This is a genomic window from Peribacillus sp. NJ11, assembly GCF_030348405.1.
Taxonomy (GTDB): Bacteria; Bacillota; Bacilli; order Bacillales; family DSM-1321; genus Peribacillus.
The window spans coordinates 531,130-547,542 of sequence record NZ_JAUCFO010000001.1; the positions used below are offsets into that span (position 1 = coordinate 531,130).

At 41.1% G+C, this 16,413-nt stretch carries 21 protein-coding genes; 12 read left to right on the top strand and 9 right to left on the bottom strand.

Features of this window, described 5'->3' with window-relative positions; genetic code table 11:
• Positions 1-116 precede the first annotated feature (116 nt).
• Entirely contained in the window at positions 117-956 is an 840-nt protein-coding gene (locus tag QUF86_RS02695; RefSeq protein ID WP_289333552.1) for a YihY/virulence factor BrkB family protein, read from the bottom strand.
• Between the two features lie 16 nt (positions 957-972).
• Positions 973-1,371, bottom strand: a complete 399-nt coding sequence (locus QUF86_RS02700) for a YtxH domain-containing protein (RefSeq protein WP_289333553.1) — start codon at positions 1,369-1,371, stop codon at positions 973-975.
• Positions 1,372-1,602: 231 nt separating this feature from the next.
• On the opposite strand from QUF86_RS02700, the gene QUF86_RS02705 reads away from it, so the two are divergent.
• The 4 genes from QUF86_RS02705 to QUF86_RS02720 all read left to right on the top strand — a co-directional run bounded on the left by QUF86_RS02705 (position 1,603) and on the right by QUF86_RS02720 (position 3,952).
• Positions 1,603-1,827 (top strand): DUF1128 domain-containing protein, encoded by a 225-nt coding sequence (locus QUF86_RS02705; RefSeq protein ID WP_289318080.1) that lies wholly within the window; start codon positions 1,603-1,605, stop codon positions 1,825-1,827.
• Positions 1,828-1,929: 102 nt separating this feature from the next.
• The gene (locus QUF86_RS02710) at positions 1,930-3,195 is read left to right on the top strand and encodes a molybdopterin molybdotransferase MoeA (protein ID WP_289318081.1); all 1,266 of its coding nucleotides are present in this window, start codon (positions 1,930-1,932) and stop codon (positions 3,193-3,195) included.
• Positions 3,183-3,698 (top strand): molybdopterin-guanine dinucleotide biosynthesis protein B, encoded by a 516-nt coding sequence (gene mobB / locus QUF86_RS02715; protein WP_289333554.1) that lies wholly within the window; start codon positions 3,183-3,185, stop codon positions 3,696-3,698. The genes QUF86_RS02710 and mobB overlap by 13 nt, the downstream gene beginning before the upstream one ends.
• An 11-nt stretch (positions 3,699-3,709) precedes the next feature.
• Complete coding sequence (locus QUF86_RS02720) at positions 3,710-3,952, top strand: DUF2164 domain-containing protein (protein ID WP_289318083.1); 243 nt, start codon at positions 3,710-3,712, stop codon at positions 3,950-3,952.
• 39 nt (positions 3,953-3,991) lie between these two features.
• Here QUF86_RS02720 and map read toward each other — a convergent pair whose 3' ends face one another.
• From map to motA, 5 genes are all read right to left on the bottom strand, one after another.
• Positions 3,992-4,738 (bottom strand): type I methionyl aminopeptidase, encoded by a 747-nt coding sequence (map, locus tag QUF86_RS02725; RefSeq protein WP_289318084.1) that lies wholly within the window; start codon positions 4,736-4,738, stop codon positions 3,992-3,994.
• 114 nt (positions 4,739-4,852) lie between these two features.
• Complete coding sequence (locus QUF86_RS02730; protein ID WP_289318085.1) at positions 4,853-5,368, bottom strand: type 1 glutamine amidotransferase domain-containing protein; 516 nt, start codon at positions 5,366-5,368, stop codon at positions 4,853-4,855.
• Positions 5,369-5,568: 200 nt separating this feature from the next.
• A complete protein-coding gene (locus QUF86_RS02735) occupies positions 5,569-5,844 on the bottom strand; it encodes a late competence development ComFB family protein (protein WP_289333555.1) in 276 nt (91 codons plus the stop codon).
• A gap of 44 nt (positions 5,845-5,888) precedes the next feature.
• The gene (motB, locus tag QUF86_RS02740; RefSeq protein WP_289333556.1) at positions 5,889-6,644 is read right to left on the bottom strand and encodes a flagellar motor protein MotB; all 756 of its coding nucleotides are present in this window, start codon (positions 6,642-6,644) and stop codon (positions 5,889-5,891) included.
• Complete coding sequence (gene motA / locus QUF86_RS02745) at positions 6,637-7,428, bottom strand: flagellar motor stator protein MotA (RefSeq protein WP_289333557.1); 792 nt, start codon at positions 7,426-7,428, stop codon at positions 6,637-6,639. Before motA ends, motB begins: the two co-directional genes overlap by 8 nt.
• Before the next feature lie 199 nt (positions 7,429-7,627).
• On the opposite strand from motA, the gene QUF86_RS02750 reads away from it, so the two are divergent.
• Both QUF86_RS02750 and QUF86_RS02755 read left to right on the top strand, forming a co-directional pair.
• Positions 7,628-7,840, top strand: coding sequence for a hypothetical protein (locus QUF86_RS02750; protein ID WP_289333559.1), 213 nt, complete (start codon positions 7,628-7,630; stop codon positions 7,838-7,840).
• On the top strand, positions 7,837-8,166 hold the full coding sequence (locus tag QUF86_RS02755; RefSeq protein WP_289333560.1) for a hypothetical protein: 330 nt from the start codon (positions 7,837-7,839) through the stop codon (positions 8,164-8,166). The genes QUF86_RS02750 and QUF86_RS02755 overlap by 4 nt, the downstream gene beginning before the upstream one ends.
• Here the strand turns inward: QUF86_RS02755 and QUF86_RS02760 are convergent.
• Entirely contained in the window at positions 8,111-9,208 is a 1,098-nt protein-coding gene (locus QUF86_RS02760; protein WP_289318092.1) for an AbrB family transcriptional regulator, read from the bottom strand. The two genes, QUF86_RS02755 and QUF86_RS02760, sit on opposite strands and share 56 nt — an antisense overlap.
• Before the next feature lie 553 nt (positions 9,209-9,761).
• Between QUF86_RS02760 and mreBH the strand changes: the two genes are divergently transcribed.
• From mreBH to QUF86_RS02790, 6 genes are all read left to right on the top strand, one after another.
• Complete coding sequence (gene mreBH, locus QUF86_RS02765) at positions 9,762-10,769, top strand: rod-share determining protein MreBH (protein WP_289318093.1); 1,008 nt, start codon at positions 9,762-9,764, stop codon at positions 10,767-10,769.
• A gap of 273 nt (positions 10,770-11,042) precedes the next feature.
• Complete coding sequence (locus QUF86_RS02770; protein WP_289333561.1) at positions 11,043-11,606, top strand: tyrosine-type recombinase/integrase; 564 nt, start codon at positions 11,043-11,045, stop codon at positions 11,604-11,606.
• A 52-nt stretch (positions 11,607-11,658) separates the two neighbouring features.
• Entirely contained in the window at positions 11,659-12,156 is a 498-nt protein-coding gene (locus QUF86_RS02775; RefSeq protein WP_101224892.1) for a cation:proton antiporter regulatory subunit, read from the top strand.
• Positions 12,157-12,162: 6 nt separating this feature from the next.
• The gene (locus QUF86_RS02780; RefSeq protein ID WP_289318095.1) at positions 12,163-13,389 is read left to right on the top strand and encodes a cation:proton antiporter; all 1,227 of its coding nucleotides are present in this window, start codon (positions 12,163-12,165) and stop codon (positions 13,387-13,389) included.
• A 118-nt stretch (positions 13,390-13,507) separates the two neighbouring features.
• Positions 13,508-13,948: a hypothetical protein gene (locus QUF86_RS02785; RefSeq protein WP_289333562.1), complete on the top strand. Its 441-nt coding sequence runs from the start codon at positions 13,508-13,510 to the stop codon at positions 13,946-13,948.
• Positions 13,949-14,069: 121 nt separating this feature from the next.
• Complete coding sequence (locus QUF86_RS02790; RefSeq protein ID WP_289333563.1) at positions 14,070-14,936, top strand: YihY/virulence factor BrkB family protein; 867 nt, start codon at positions 14,070-14,072, stop codon at positions 14,934-14,936.
• A gap of 71 nt (positions 14,937-15,007) precedes the next feature.
• Here the strand turns inward: QUF86_RS02790 and QUF86_RS02795 are convergent, their stop codons facing one another.
• Positions 15,008-16,174: a DHH family phosphoesterase gene (locus tag QUF86_RS02795; protein WP_289318098.1), complete on the bottom strand. Its 1,167-nt coding sequence runs from the start codon at positions 16,172-16,174 to the stop codon at positions 15,008-15,010.
• Positions 16,175-16,413: the final 239 nt, after the last annotated feature.

The window sequence follows — 16,413 nt, forward strand, 5'->3', positions numbered from 1 at the left end:
TTGCTTTGTGCTGCCATCCTTTTTACTCATGAATGAACTCCTCCTCTACAAAAGTTATCATTTCTTGAATAGTATCTGCAGAAGTAAAGTCCGCTACTACGGTAACTCCAGGAAGCTCATTCACATTCTGGATTTTCCTTTACACTTATTAGAGCATTTATTTCCCCGCCCAGTATGATGATTAGCCCCGATAAATAAAACCAGACCATTAATACGATTATTCCTCCAAGGCTTCCATAAGTCGCGGAATAATTAGCGAAGTTCTCCACATAAAAAGAAAACAAAAAGGATACGATACTCCATCCTGCCGTTGCAAAGATAGAACCGGGCAATACTGTTATGCATTTCAGTCTTTTGTTTGGCGCAATCCAATAAAGGATTGTGAACACAATCAAAAATACCAGCGTACTGATCACCCAGCGCAGTTGATTCCAAATCGTTAGAAACTCATCGGATTGCCCAATCTCGGCAAATAGGAATACTCCGATTTGTTTTCCGAATATCGGAAGCAATAAAACGACAATAAAAACAAATATCATCGCTAAAGTGAGAAGAATCGACATTCCCCGGGAAATAAAGAAAGTTCGACTTTCTTTTACACCATATGCATGGTTAAATGCTTTAATGATTGCATTCATCCCATTTGATGCCGACCATATCGTCCCGATGACACCAAACGACAATAAAGTACCATTCGCTTCCATCACTTCCGATAGGTTAGCCTCAATGATATTCATCGAATCTTCAGGTGCATATGTACGGAGGGTATTTAAAATATCTTCCTGGGAAAATGGCAGATAGGCCAATAAAGTGAACAAAAAAATAAGTAACGGAAACAGGGAAAGTAAGAAGAAATAAGACAGCTGTGCGGCAAGTCCTGACACATCATCCATCTGTAACCGTTTTATGAAAGTCTTGAAGAATGAGCCTTTCAGCCATTCTTTTTTATTGGCCATACCTCCACCTCATTTTTTAATTTAAGGAGACCCGTTCTTGTGGATCCTGAATTGAAGATGACTCTTCCTGCTCTGCAGCAAAGACTTCCTTCGTTTCCATCACCACTTGGGCAACTTGCGAAGGAATATCTTTCATTTCCTCCACCTTTTGGGAAATGAAGGATACATCATCGGAGATTTTTTCAACAGTGGAACGTACCTTAGATGATGTTTCACGTACTTGTGTAAGCACCCCATTGGGATTCTTCACGAATTCTTTTATATTACTCATGCAACTTTTGCTGTTTTCCAATACAGAATAACGTGTATTCTTATCAAAAAGGCTTACTGCAGCCCCTGCTAACGCCCCAATAAAGACCGCTTGCATAAATTTACTTTTCTTGGCACACTTATATTCTTCTCGAATGTTGCTCATATATTCTCCTCCTCGTCATATATTGGTTCATGGATAATGGTAGCTATCTACATTATACAATGTTTAAAAAAGTTTTTTCCTATCTTTTCCCAAACTCTCTCACTTTAAAACGTGGAGATGACAAAGTGAATTGGGGATCAAGCTTCGTTTTCCACCCGAATATCCATTGACTTCTAGGGGTAATCATGCAAAGATGAAAATAATTTAGGAACGTAAGAAAGGATGAGGAATATGGATTTAACACGAAACACAGCCGAAAGTGTAGAGTTTATGGTCGAAGCAATTAAGGATAAATTAAAAGTGATGAACTTCGGTGCAATCAAATCAACCCATTTTGATATCGAAATGTACGAAGAACTGCACGATATCTATATAATGGTGATGAAAAAAACGAATTTCAGTGTCCGTGAAATGGAAGCAATCGCCGAAGAACTTGGAAGACTGCGTAATAAGTAACATTTAAATCCTCCCATACGGTGAGGATTTTTTTCATTTTTTTAAAAATCCTGCTACATTTGATATAGAGATTATAGTTAAAAACAGACAGGGGTTGTAAGCATGGTAGAAAGAAGAACGCCCATCAGTATTGCAGAAGCAGTGGAAAAAGTGATGAAGCATAAATTAAACGGACATATGGAACTGATTCCCCTCGAGGAAAGCCAAGACCGTTTTTTGGCTCAAGATATTACAGCTACAAATGATGTTCCGCATTTTAACCGCTCGCCATATGATGGATTCGCCCTCAGGTCCAAGGATACCGTTGACGGTTCCATAAATAACCCTCTCGAGTTCGAAGTGGTTGAAGAGTTGGCTGCTGGTATGGTATCGACTATTCCCGTACAAAAAAACCAAGTGGCAAGAATCATGACTGGAGCTCAGATGCCTGCTGAGTGTGATGCCGTAATCATGCTCGAGCTCACGAAGGAATTCGAAAAGGACGGAAAGAAGTACATATCATTTAAACGCTCACTAAAGGAAGGGGAAAACGTTTCTTTTCAAGGTGAGGACGCAAAGAAAGGGGATGTTCTTGTAAAAAAAGGAACAGCAATCAACCCAGGGATCATCGGCTTATTGGCCACATTCGGTTATGCTGAAGTCCCTGTTGCCAAGAAACCTGTCGTCGGATTATTCGCTACAGGTTCGGAACTACTTGATGTTAATGAACCCTTGCAGCCCGGTAAGATTCGCAACAGCAATTCACATGCCATCTCCGCCCAAATTCGGAGGGCTGGAGGAGAAGTCCGTTTTTATGGAAAACTTAAAGATGAACTCGAATTAAGCTACGAGGCCATTTCAACGGCCTTGGAGGAAGTCGATCTGCTAATCACAACGGGAGGCGTTTCCGTCGGTGATTTTGATCTTCTCCCAGATATTTATCAACAAATTGGAGCTGATGTCTTATTCAACAAAGTGGCCATGCGTCCGGGCAGCGTGACGACGGTAGCCGTATTTAATAACAAATTTTTATTCGGTTTATCCGGCAATCCATCCGCCAGTTATGTCGGCTTTGAACTATTTGCAAGACCGATCATCCGCACCATGCTGTTTTCGGAATATCCGCATTTACGAAAAGAGACGGCTCAATTGGCAGAAGATTTCTTAAAGCCCAATCCATTCTCACGTCTGCTTCGAACCCGATTATTTTACGAATCCGGCCAGTTGAAAGTAATTCCCAGCGGAGTTGATAAATCCAATATTACGACAAGCTTGGCAGGTGCCAATTCACTGACCGTCTTACCTGGGGGGACCCGTGGTTTTCAAACGGGAGATTTTGTGGACATCCTGCTTCTCGATGATCAAGAAGGATGCAAATGGCCTTGGTGAAGCCTTTTATTTTTCAGGTGGTTGGCTACCAAAATAGAGGAAAAACGACTTTCATAACGAATATTATCGAAAAGCTTCGCGTAGCAAAATTAGAGACAGCCGTTTTAAAACACCATGGACATGGCGGAAAACCAGATGTCACAAGCATGAAGGATTCCAATAAACACTTTCAGGCTGGAGCAGCCGCTTCACTTGTTGAAGGAGACGGGACAATAGAATTGCTCGGCAATTTCAAGGGGGGAGCCCCTATCACTGAGCTGATTAAATTATTGGGTCTATTCCTCCCCGATGTGATTTTAATTGAAGGTTATAAGCAAGAGGACTATCCTAAGGTCATTTTAATCAAAGAAGAAAGCGACCTCCTGTTATTGGAACGGCTTACTAATGTCAAAGCAGCGGTGGCTTGGCCCGAATGTCTGGAACGCACCAGGAATCATGCTTCAGTACCCGTCTTCCCTTTGAATTCGGATGATTTCATTCCATGGTTCTTAAAACAAATATGAAGGAGGGCACAATGTTCATTCAATTTCCCTTAGAGAAACGCCGTAAGATGATCGAAAGTATCCAAGAATATGTGTATCAGGAACATGGCAAGGAAATCGGTGAAATCGCTGCTGAAAATCACTTGCAATTCATTTTCGAAAACATTGCTCCCTTTATTTATAATGAAGGCATTAAAGATGCTAAAAAAGTGATTGAGGACAGATTAGGAAATATCGAAGAAGATTTGTATTCATTGGAACGACCGATTGATTAAGATGAAAAAACAGCATCATAATTGATGCTGTTTTTTCGTTCATTGTTCGGTCAGAATTAGCGGACCGTTCTTCGTGATGGCAATCGTATGCTCATATTGAGCCGAGTATTTCCCATCTGCGGTAGAAGCCGTCCATCCATTCGCATCCCGGCTGGCCTTGTATGTACCTACGTTGACCATTGGCTCGATAGTGAATACCATGCCTTCCTTAAGACGCGGACCTTTATTCGGCAGCCCATAATGCGGAACCTGCGGCTCTTCATGAATGACATTTCCTATCCCGTGTCCGATGAAATCACGAACGACCGAGAAGCCTTCAGCCTCGACATATGTTTGAATGGCATGACCAATATCACCAATCCGGTTGCCTTCCACACACACTTCAATCGCCTTATATAAAGATTCCTTCGTCACATTCACTAAATGTTCCGTTTCCTTTGAAACCTTACCTACCGTATACGTCCAAGCAGAGTCGGCAAGGGCTCCGTTATAATTGACGACCATGTCAATCGTTACGATATCTCCATTTTTCAAAGGGGTCTTTCGAGGGAAACCGTGACAGATTTCTTCATTTATGCTGGCACATGTCGCATACTCATATCCCTTGTAACCTTTTTGTTCCGGCTTCGCTCCATGTTTTTTTAAGAATCCTTCGACAAATTCTTCTATTTCCCATGTTGTCACACCAGGAACAATCAACTTTGCAATCTCCCTATGACAAGCTGCCAAAATTTTACCCGATTCATGCATCGCTTGAATTTCACGTGCAGACTTTAATACGATCAATCGTGACACTTCCTTTTTTTATTCGTCTCCTTTTATTTTACTGCAAAGATGGAAGTATATGAATCCTTTAAATCTCATTAAATAAAAAATCCCGGCAGCTGCCGGGATTTTTTATTATTTCAATAGATTAAGCGATTCCCGGTTAAATGCCGGAAGATCTTCTGGCGTCCTGCTGGTTACAAGCTGGTCGCCGCAAACTACAACCTCTTTGTCCAAATATGTGGCACCTGCATACTCCATATCGACTTTAATGGATGTATATCCTGTTGCGTGGCGTCCTTCAAGTGTTTTGGCTGTAATCAGCAACTGCGGTCCATGACAGATTGCAAATACAGGTTTTTTATCATCCATGAACGATTTGGCGAACGATACGAAGCGTTCGTCAGCACGTAGTTGATCAGGTGAGAACCCTCCGGGGATGAACAAAGCATCGAAATCCTCCGGTTTCACCGAATCGATGCTTTCATCAATCTTGACTCCAACTTCCCCTTGTTTTCCTTTAACGGTTTTCCCTTTTTCCATTTCAATCGTCGTTACAGTATGACCAGCTTCTTCAAATGCTTTTGCCGGTTCACTGTACTCCGAGTCCTCAAACATATTCGTTACAACACATGCGATATTTCTACCCATAAAAATTCATCTCCTCAATTTTTGATTGAATGAACCTATCTTTGTACTTTATTTATGTTCCCTACTGCACTATAAATAAAACACAATGTTCCCAAAACTATCACCTTTTGTTTATGAGCGAAATCCCTTTCGGAGGTTGCTGCCCAAGTTTTAATATCAAAAAAAAGGGGTCCCTGACCTTTTATCTTTTCAAAAGCTGATCAATGTTTAGGATACTGGCCAACAACGTGTATGGCATTGATGATTCTTTTGTTGATCCATTTCCTGTTTTCTTCTATATTCAAATTTTCAAACATCCTTTTCCGCCCTTCTTCAGTGGTTACATAGTAATTAGGCAGGTTATTCAGTGATAATGTGATGATGTCATTTTTACATTTGCTGCACGAGCAAAATGTTTGGTATTCCATACCGGACATTAAAACCTGCACCCATGTCACAACGATCTCTTCCATCACATTTGTATATTCTCTATCCATAAATTCTCCTTCAAAAAGAAAAACCCGTCATTCCAGACAGGTTTTCACTCATTTATTGCCGTCCGTGGGACAATCAAGATTTCAACTCTCCGGTTTTCAGCTCTTCCTTTTTTTGTTTCATTAGAAGCAACCGGCCTGAATTCACCATGTCCTTTAGCACTGAACATTTCGGGATCTAACTCTTTATTTTCGAGAAGAAGTTTCATGAAATTCACGGATCGCATCACGCTCAGATCCCAGTTGGATTCATACTGATAATTTTTAATTGGAATATTATCGGTATGTCCGCTTACGATAATGTTTCTGGGTAAGTCCATGACCAGTAAATTTGAGATTTCCTTTGCGATTTTTTGGTTTTCACTTCTCACCTCAGCAACTCCCGATTCAAACAACACGTTCTCCCTAATTGAAATCAACATGCCTTCATCCGTAAGGTTCGTTTCCAATCTATCCGTTAAACCATTCTTTTGGATATAGGCATTTACACGCTCCTGAACTTCCGTAAGTTCTTCTTGCTCGTTTTTCCCTAACTTCTTAAGATCTTCTGCCCCTGATCTTTGTTCTGGTGATGTCGGCTCATTGCTGGGGGAATCACTTGGGAAATCCATAAAACCCGTTCCGCTCGTAAATACCTGGTTAAATACATTGGACAACTGCTGGAACCTTACTGCATCAACCGAACTTGAAGCGAATAAGACGATAAAAAGCGCAAGAAGCAATGTTAAGATATCGGCATAGGGAACCAACCATGATTCATCGATATGCTCTTCATGCCTTTGTTTCCTTTTACGCCTAGCCATCTTCTCTCACATCGCCTTCTAACCACTTTTTACGATCTCCAGCAGGCAAATATGATGTTAATTTCTGTTCAATCGTTCTTGGCGCTTCCCCTTCGATGATCGATAAAATCCCTTCTATCATCATTTCTTTGATCCGGACTTCCTGCTGCGATTTCCGTTTGAGCTTATTGGCAAATGGATGCCATAACACATACCCTGTGTAAATTCCCATCAAGGTTGCGACAAAGGCGGCAGATATGGCATGTCCCAATGCCTCCGTGTCAGCCATATTGCCCAATGCTGCTATCAGCCCGATTACCGCACCCAATACGCCAAGTGTCGGTGCGTATGTTCCGGCTTGACTGAAAATCGCTGCCGCGCTTAGGTGACGCTCTTCCATCGCGTCTATTTCCTCTGCTAAAATATCACGAATATAATCGGCACTCTGACCTTCTACTGCAAGATTCAAGCCATTTTTCAAAAAAGCATTATCCACTTGGTCCGAAATGCTTTCCAATGCCAGTAAGCCTCCTTTCCTGGCAATGACCGCCCATTCCGAAAATGTTTTTATTAATTCTTCAGGCTTTGTCAATTTTTGTTCCAAGAATAAAATTTTGAAAATTTTAGGTAGTCGTTTTAATTCCGACAAAGGGAAAGCCGTTACGACAGCAGCTATTGTCCCTACAATAATGATCAGAATAGCTGCCGGGTTAATCAATGCTGTTACACTAACGCCTTTCAACACCATCCCGACTAAGATGGCCACAATACCAAGAACTACGCCCAAAACTGATGTTATATCCATAATACTCACCCATTCATTTAAAGTCTCGTCTTCTCCTTATATCGGATAAAGTTTAAAAAAAGTGAGGATTATTTTTCTATTCCATTTTAATTTTCATTAAATCATCACAAAATCCACTCACTTTACGCCTTGCCAAGGGAGGAATTAAAAGCATATATCAACAGGTCGGGTAAAATTTCCGCCGGGAATGTAATTTCACTTGGGGTTTGGTGCTTTACTCGTGAGTTCCACGCTTTTACTCATTAGTTTTGGTGCTTTACTCGTCAGTTTCACGCTTTTATTCGTGAGTTTCGGTGCTTTACTCGTCAGTTTCACGCTTTTACTCGTGAGTTCCATGCTTTTACTCGTGAGTTCCACGCTTTTACTCGTGAGTTCCACGCTTTTACTTGTGAGTTCACGCTTTTACTCGTGAGTTCCACGCTTTTACTCGTGAGTTCCACGCTTTTACTCGTGAGTTCCACGCTTTTACTCGTGAGTTCCACGCTTTTACTCGTGGGTTTTGGTGCTTTACTCGTGAGTTCCACGCTTTTACTCGTGAGTTTCGATGCTTTACTCGTGAGTTCCACGCTTTTACTCGTGGGTTTTGGTGCTTTACTCGTGAATTTCACGATTTTACTCGTAAGTTTCGAAATTTGGACATTGACCAGAGGCTTTTCCTTTATCAAAAAAAGGACAAAGCCTGTCAGCTTTGTCCTTGTTCCTGTTTCCCTCGGCTTCTTCCACCGAGCCATTTTATGATGGGCGATAAAAAAAATAAGATGAATAAAATCCTGAATAAATGAAAGCTTGTGACAACGGATAAATCCACATGCACAGACATGGCTGTGACTGCCATTTCGGCGACGCCGCCTGGCGCCATGCTCAAAAATAATTCGTTTGCCTGCAAGGATAGGACAGGAGCAAACTGAATGGAAAGATAATAGCAAAATCCAATTAACAGGATGTTACTGACGAATACTGCCCCGAACATCTTTCTGAAGAGTCGGGGATTATCGACCTTCAGTGTGTACCCTAAATGGGCGCCAATCAACAATTGTGACAAGTTCAACCAAAAGTCAGGAATTTGCGGGGCACCTGGGCCTACTAGATTAAATAAGGCTGCGGCCATGAGAGGTCCTAGTAAAAAAGGAAGCGGAAAATTGGCTTTCTTTGTGATTATGATGAATATTAGCAAGGTTGCCAACATCATGATGGCTAATACCCCATCATATTCAAATAAGAAAAACGGCCGCTCCGCTATAGCCATCACAGCTCCTGGTTCAACTGACATTACATGGGTCACAAGCCAAGGAACAATGGATATCACCAGGATGACACGAAGTGTTTGCATGAAACCTACAACCGTTTCATCACTATCCTTCATTTCCTCACTTAAGACCACCATCTGGGAAAGACCTCCCGGAAAACTGCCAAGCATGGATGTGCTCAGAGATAGGTCCATTCGTTTTCCGACAAACCAGCCAGTCAAAACTGTAAATAAAATGATTGCGATTGTCGTAAAAAGCATAACCGGCAAATATTCAATCATCTCATTTAACGATTGTTTAGTGAATGAACTACCCAGTTGTAAACCAAGAATGACCAATCCTGTGCTTCTAAAGGTTTTAGACCATAACATGTACTTCCCTAACTTCACTTTCGCAATCATCACCACGAATAATGGTCCCAGCATCCATGGTAAGTATATTCCAAGGCAATCAAACGCATATCCACCCAGGAATGCCAAAAAAGATGTAAAAATGACTCTAAAACTCTTACTCTCGATTAAATTTGCACTCACAGAATTACCTTCTTTACCTAAGCGAATTTTCATCTATATCTTAACATAAAATAAGCTGATTCAAAGTTGCCTTACCTACTTGTTTTCGTTGAAGCGAGGAGTATTCATCACACTCTTAACCATATCAGTAACAAAATGATCGTCCGCCTATATAGACGAAGTGTATTCATTGACTCCTCGTTTACCTACTGTCTTTCCTTCATTTTATTTGGATCGTCACAATGGCCTAGCTTTTAAAGCAGGCATTCAGCAAGGATAGGCATCCAAGCTTATGCAGGGACAATATTTCGCAACATCAAGCTTAGCTGTTTACAATAGGCAGAATGTTGGTGCCAGTAGCCATTTTGATGTCAGGATGGATTGGTCACAATACATTTCACGTTCTTGGCGTGCTCGCCATCGTCAGTGCATTTTTATATTTCATCATATATTCGCTCCATTAAAAGAAACAGCAATGCACTTCCACTATTTACTAGATTTCCCACCCCCACAAACTCGCTACAAAAGGTAGAATGAGTATATAGGGGTCAAACTCTTATGGAGGGGTGACTAAATGTTATCAAATACAGAAATAGGCATTGACTTAGGAACTGCAAATACGCTAGTTTACAGTAAAAATAAAGGAATCGTATTTAATGAGCCATCAGTGGTGGCCATTGATATAGAGACTAATAAAGTATTGGCAGTTGGTGTGGATGCAAAAAACATGATCGGGAAAACACCTGGAAATATCGTGGCAATCCGTCCACTTAAGGACGGTGTCATTGCGGATTTTGATGTAACGGCGCAAATGCTTCGGGAAATCATGAAAAAAGCAAGTAAGGCCCTAGGCTTTTCGATTCGAAAACCTAGTGTGGTGGTCTGTACACCATCAGGTTCCACATCAGTTGAGAGAAGGGCCATTCAGGATGCAGTAAAAAGCTGCGGAGCCAAACAGGTCCACCTTATCGAGGAACCAGTAGCAGCAGCAATAGGTGCAGGCCTGCCTGTCGAAGAGCCGGTTGCAAATGTCATCGTTGATATCGGCGGGGGCACGACTGAGGTCGCGATCATATCTTACGGCGGCGTCGTTTCTTGCAATTCGATAAGAATTGGCGGAGATCAATTGGATGAAGATATCAGCCAATATGTTAGAAAAAAACATAATGTGCTGATTGGGGAAAGAACAGCCGAGGAAATAAAAAAAGAAATCGGCTACGCACTAGTTGAACATCCCGTGATCACCATGGAAGTCAGGGGCCGCGATCTTGTAACGGGTCTTCCAAAGCCGATTACAATATCATCCACTGATATCCAGGAAGCCATCCAGGAATCGCTTCTTCATATATTGGAAGCAATAAGGGCCACTTTGGAAGATTGTCCACCTGAATTGAGCGGGGATATCGTCGATCAAGGTGTCATCTTATCCGGCGGGGGTGCACTTCTCAACGGGATACAAGAATGGTTGACGAATGAAATTGTCGTCCCAGTCAAACTTGCAGATAATCCGCTTGAATCAGTCGCCATCGGAACCGGGCTTTCACTTGAGGTCATTCACAAATTACAAAAAGCCGTATACTAAAAAGATGAAGGAATCCCAACTTGGGGTTTCTTTTTTTTATCTATCCAGCCTTATGTTCCCAGGGTGCAAGAGCAATCTCCATGTTTTAAAGTTAAATAACTTCACTGATATATTTTACCTCGTTTGAGTAGAGAATAAGAAAAAGGGTTTTTACGTTCGACAGTATGCGTTGCTTTTTTGAAGAAGGATCATTCCTGCAGGACTAAACGCATGCAATGTTACATAAGTTGTGATATAGTATAATTATGTTACATTGGTAAGAGGAGAAGATTTATGGAATATGTAGAAGCCTTTAAGGATATCAATCAAATCAGCAAAATTAAAACCTATTTACGAGCGCACTCCAGTCGGGATTATTTATTGTTTGTACTCGGCATCAATACAGGTATGAAGATAAATGAAATGCTCGAAATAACCGTCGCCAACGTTCTTGATGAAACTGGAAAAATCAAGGAATTTTATGAGCAACGGATGGAAAATGATGAGGTCAACCAAATTTATTTGAACCTGAAAGTCCGTACCGCCTTACAAGAATACCTTAAAGGCTCGAAGGTTATCGAAGGTCAATTTATATTTCTTTCTCCTAAGACAAAAAAGCCGATTACACGTCAACAGGCACACCGAATCATCCATGATGCTGTGGAAGGTGCAGGTCTGACAGGCAAATTCGGAGCAAGTTCGATGCGTAAAACTTTTGGCTACCATGCCTATAAACAAGGAGTGTCACTGGCCTTGATACAAAAGCATTACCATCATTCCAGTCCATCGGAGACATTAAAATACATCGGCATATCAAAGGAGAAGAAATTCAAGACGATTATTGACGTTAACTTATAAACATTCTGCTATCTTCTATTGACTCTAACCAACATTTTAAGGAGGAATTCCAGTGAGAATTAGAGAAAGTGAACTTCCTGGTATTGGCCAAAAGTTCGAAATCATAACGAGAAATGATGAAAAGTTAGTAATTGTCATTCACGATGACGGCCGTCGGGAATTGTACCATTTTGATAATGAACATGAAGACGTCATATCGAGCATCACCCTTAACGATCAGGAATCCCGGCAAATGGCTTCCATCATAGGCGGCATGGTTTATAAACCACAAGCACTTGAAACGATTGAAATGTCATTGGGTGACTTAGTGATTGAATGGTTCAAAGTGGAACCAGGTTCTAAGGCCATCAATCAAACGATCGGTGCGATTGATATAAGGAGCAATTATAATGTAACCGTCATCGCCCATTCGAAAAAAGGAAAAAAACAACTGAATAATCCTGGCCCTGACTCTATCATCGAAACAGGCGATACCCTTGTGATATCTGGTGAAAGAAAAGATATCCGTAACCTGACAAGAGAATTATTGACCGACGAAAGGAGTGACTAAGCTCATATGGACCATTTAGTCTTTGAAGTGGGAACTGCCCTACTTCTAGTAGCATTAGCTGCTCTCGTTGCAGGTAAATTCAAAATCTCAAATGTTCCACTATTAATTATCATCGGGATGCTCGTTGGTCCCCATGCCCCACAATTCGGATTAATTGACCTGCGTTTCATTGAAAGTGATGAAATCATAGCGTTCCTCGGACGTGTCGGTATCTTATTCCTCCTGTTTTACTTAGGTCTGGAATTTTCCGTAAAAAAACTTATGAAGTCCGGGAAAAATATCGTGACAGGCGGAACGTATTACATTGTGATCAACGCCGGAATGGCCTTTGTATATGGTTTCCTGCTCGGACTTCCATTAAAAGAGGTTCTGATATTAACCGGGATCATCAGTTTTTCTTCAAGTGCTATTGTAGCAAAGGTACTTGTTGACCTTAAAAGGACCGGGAACAATGAAACGGAGCTAATCCTCGGCATCATCATGTTTGAAGATATCTTCCTCGCTGTTTATCTTTCAGTCGTATCCGGATTGGTATTAAGCTCCTCTGGTTCCATTTGGGGAACGTTACTTTCTACTTTAATCGCAATTGGGTATATGCTTGTATTTTTTGTTATCGCCCGGAAAGCATCTGGGATCCTTAACAAATTATTCAATATTACATCAGATGAGATTTTTATCATCGTCGTGTTTGCATTACTATTCTTTATTGCAGGTTTCTCGGAAACGATTCATGTTGCGGAAGCCATTGGTGCATTACTGCTCGGCCTAGTCTTTTCTGAGACGGAACATAGCGACAGGATTGAGAAACTTGTCATTCCCTTTAGGGACTTCTTCGGGGCCATATTCTTCTTCAGCTTTGGCTTGAGCATCGATCCGACGACCCTTGGCGGAGCTGTCTGGATGGTTCTTGGAGCCGTCATCATCACTATAATCGGTAACTTTGTCGCTGGTATGATTGCCGGACGCAAATCCGGTTTATCTCACAGAGCTTCCGCAAACATCGGTTTAACGATTGTTTCACGTGGCGAATTCTCCATCATTTTAGCCAACCTAGGCATTGCTGGCGGTTTAATGCCTATACTAACCCCGTTTGCGGCACTTTATGTTTTGACCTTAGCGATTCTTGGGCCGATCCTTACAAAAGAATCCAAACACATCTATAATATCCTAAATAAAGTCTTCAAATGGACCCCTCCGAAGGTTCAAAAGGAACAAGGAAAAGAAGTACAATAGACAAAAAGGCCAGACATGCTATCTGGCCTTTTTTCTGTTAACCTTTAATAGCCCACCTGGAATAACTTACATAATTCCCCTAACATTACTATAATTGTTATAAAAAGGGCGTGAAATAATGAGTCTTTCTTTAAAAAGAGCCATTAGATATTTAATCTGCCTAGTGGTAGTATTGGGCGTATTATTCATAGGCTTGAAGTACCAACAGCACCTATTTACAGTTAGTCGCGAAACTTACGAGATTAAGGGATACTTGCTGTTCGGATCTTCATTCCCGATTTTCCTGGGCATGGTACTCGCCATTCCCCGAATTCTGCAAAGTTTTTCTAAAAAGGTGCATTGGAAAGTGAATTGGTTAAGGCTGATCATTCTTGGCTTACCATTCCTTTACCTCTCTATCATTCCGATTTTGTACTTTACTGGATTATTTAAAGATTTGCCTCTCTCCAAATTTGTTTTTGGTTACTTCGGAGAAAATGAATCAACCACATTAAATGCGATCATTGGAGTAATTGCAGGTTATATCATTGTCACAAGCTTATACAAGCGCGAGGATTAACATGAAAGGGACTTCTTTTTTGGGAAGCCCCTTTCAATTTCTTTTCATTTGAGGATTAACTTGCATGAACAGAGGGAAAAGAAGCAGATAACCTAAGTAACTATTCAGGAGTGATGCCCGGATGAATAAGTCGATAAAATTTTCAAAGAAACTGATTAAAGAAATAAAGGAGGATCGCGTGACGGGGCTGGCAGCTGAACAAGCTTATTACTATTTACTCGCCCTATTCCCTTTGCTCATTTTACTGCTGTCCATATTACCTTATCTGAATATTGATATTCAGACAGCACTGGACACCATAAAAACCTTCATGCCTACGGAGACGATGGAAGTCATTGAGAAAAATATCATCAACATATTATCTGAGCGGAACGGCGGCTTACTGACTTTTGGTTTCCTTGGCACCATATGGTCCGCTTCAAATGGAATGAATGCGTTCATTCATTCCATGAATATCGCTTATGATGTTGAAGAAACAAGGAATTTCATTAAAGCCCGCTTCATCTCCATTGTATTGACATTAGGCTTGGTTGTCGCATTCATCGTCATGTTAGGTCTCCCCGTCTTCGGAAAAGTCATCATCGATTTACTACAGCAAGTCATCCCGATCCCTGAAGAAATGCAAATTTTATTCAGCTTGTTACGGTGGGTTATCGCGGTTGTGGTCATCTCACTCGTCCTGACCTTTCTATATCGTTTTGCACCGAACAAAAGCTTTCCCATTAAACACGTCATCCCTGGGGCAGTGACCGCAACTGTACTTTGGCTGGGAATATCACTTGGATTTTCATTCTATATCAGTAACTTTGCCAACTATTCTTCCACTTATGGCAGTTTAGGAGGCGTTATCATCTTGATGCTCTGGCTATATTTGAGTGGTCTGATCTTTGTGATCGGCGGAGAAATCAATGCAATTCTTCATCGCCAAAATACCATTCCAAAAAAACAGTCACGCACTATCGTACATCCTGTCCCGCTTAAAAGGTAAAATCATGAATTTCGGAACTAGATGGAATTAATTCAAAAGCGGCTGTCCCATTCGGACAGCCGCTTTCCTATTCATCCTTTATTGACAAACTCTTCATATCTTTCATCATGGGCCAGCCATGCCGCGTATTTTCGCTTCATGTATTTTTCAGCTTCCCCAAATGTATCAAATGTTTTTTTCTGTTGTTTTCCATTGATTTCAACAATCCATTCTTCTTCTTCATCTTCATAGATGAATATGTCCTTTTTATCTCTCGTTGAATATAGGCAACCCTCTGGGGATTCCTTTACATTCAATTGATTTTTATGTGCATCGCGTTTAAGGGGCTCGGCAAAGAATGTCTTTTCGACATATTGACTATAAGCCTTTTCGGACATGGTACAACCGGCGGCTTTTTGATGGCCGCCACCATCGTACTTTCCAGCAACCTCAGAAACATCTATGTCATCGTGGATTGTCCGGAAGCTGATTCTTTTACTCCCTACCATCAGGATGGCGATATAATCCAGATGCGAGAACTCTTTCGACAGTTCATTTCCCAATTCTGAGTGGTATGACTCTGCATGGACCACCCCAGCTGTATGGGGACCGACCGTAGCCTGATAAACTTCTCTTTTTTTCCTGTTTATGTACCGATCAACCCGACTCTCCTCAACATTCAGAAGCGTTTGCTCCACTTCGTCAAAAGTAAAACTTTCAGCCGTCGATAACTTATTTGCGATTTTCATTTCGAATTCCTCTATCGGAATCATGAAAAACAGGTCATTCAGCCGTTTTGCCGTTGAATTTTTATTGACTTCCCATTCCCACGTATCGTATTGACGGACCAATTCAACGAATTCAGCGATAATGCTTGAAGGTTCCAGAAATTTATTTTCAACAGCATACTGATAGAATAATGAAGTTGCTGCCGTCTGTTTACCGTCTTCCTGTTCGACAGTTACAGATGCCCAATCATGTTCATTCAAATGCAACGCTGACTTATGATGATCGATCAGCAGCGCTTTACCTCCATCTTCCACAAACTGAGTAATCATTTTTTCGTTATCCTCATCAACCGATAAATCAGTAACAATCAATGTATCTTCAATCTTAGCCTGCTCAAGAAATGCTCCTACATTCTGATTAAGGCGACCGATTGAATTATAACTAACAACTACTTCTTCTCCGAATGCCAGCTTAGCTACAATGCCGCAACCGACTCCATCTAAATCATTATGTGTAAAGAGATGGTACACACAAACCCCTCCTAATAACTAATAAATTTACTTTTCCCTAAAGACATGAATTTCAATTGCAATCTTTACAATTGTAGCATAATCATATCCGCATAATTTACCATGCTTCCATTACGCGATGCTTTTGTTCTTTTTTTTTTTGAAAAACCCACTTATGATTCTTTATTTTCCAGAATTTACACCAATATATAATGAAAACACATTACTTTGAAATCGTGGATTCCATGTACTCCCTTAAA

Coding starts and splice junctions, on each gene's coding strand:
- mreBH (WP_289318093.1), top strand. CDS start 9,762: ATGTTATCAAATACAGAAATAGGCATTGACTTAGGAACTGCAAATACG.
- QUF86_RS02790 (WP_289333563.1), top strand. CDS start 14,070: ATGAATAAGTCGATAAAATTTTCAAAGAAACTGATTAAAGAAATAAAG.
- QUF86_RS02695 (WP_289333552.1), bottom strand. CDS start 956: ATGGCCAATAAAAAAGAATGGCTGAAAGGCTCATTCTTCAAGACTTTC.
- motB (WP_289333556.1), bottom strand. CDS start 6,644: ATGGCTAGGCGTAAAAGGAAACAAAGGCATGAAGAGCATATCGATGAA.
- QUF86_RS02780 (WP_289318095.1), top strand. CDS start 12,163: ATGGACCATTTAGTCTTTGAAGTGGGAACTGCCCTACTTCTAGTAGCA.
- QUF86_RS02730 (WP_289318085.1), bottom strand. CDS start 5,368: ATGGGTAGAAATATCGCATGTGTTGTAACGAATATGTTTGAGGACTCG.
- QUF86_RS02720 (WP_289318083.1), top strand. CDS start 3,710: ATGTTCATTCAATTTCCCTTAGAGAAACGCCGTAAGATGATCGAAAGT.
- mobB (WP_289333554.1), top strand. CDS start 3,183: ATGGCCTTGGTGAAGCCTTTTATTTTTCAGGTGGTTGGCTACCAAAAT.
- motA (WP_289333557.1), bottom strand. CDS start 7,428: ATGGATATAACATCAGTTTTGGGCGTAGTTCTTGGTATTGTGGCCATC.
- QUF86_RS02700 (WP_289333553.1), bottom strand. CDS start 1,371: ATGAGCAACATTCGAGAAGAATATAAGTGTGCCAAGAAAAGTAAATTT.
- QUF86_RS02785 (WP_289333562.1), top strand. CDS start 13,508: ATGAGTCTTTCTTTAAAAAGAGCCATTAGATATTTAATCTGCCTAGTG.
- QUF86_RS02735 (WP_289333555.1), bottom strand. CDS start 5,844: ATGGATAGAGAATATACAAATGTGATGGAAGAGATCGTTGTGACATGG.
- QUF86_RS02705 (WP_289318080.1), top strand. CDS start 1,603: ATGGATTTAACACGAAACACAGCCGAAAGTGTAGAGTTTATGGTCGAA.
- QUF86_RS02710 (WP_289318081.1), top strand. CDS start 1,930: ATGGTAGAAAGAAGAACGCCCATCAGTATTGCAGAAGCAGTGGAAAAA.
- QUF86_RS02770 (WP_289333561.1), top strand. CDS start 11,043: ATGGAATATGTAGAAGCCTTTAAGGATATCAATCAAATCAGCAAAATT.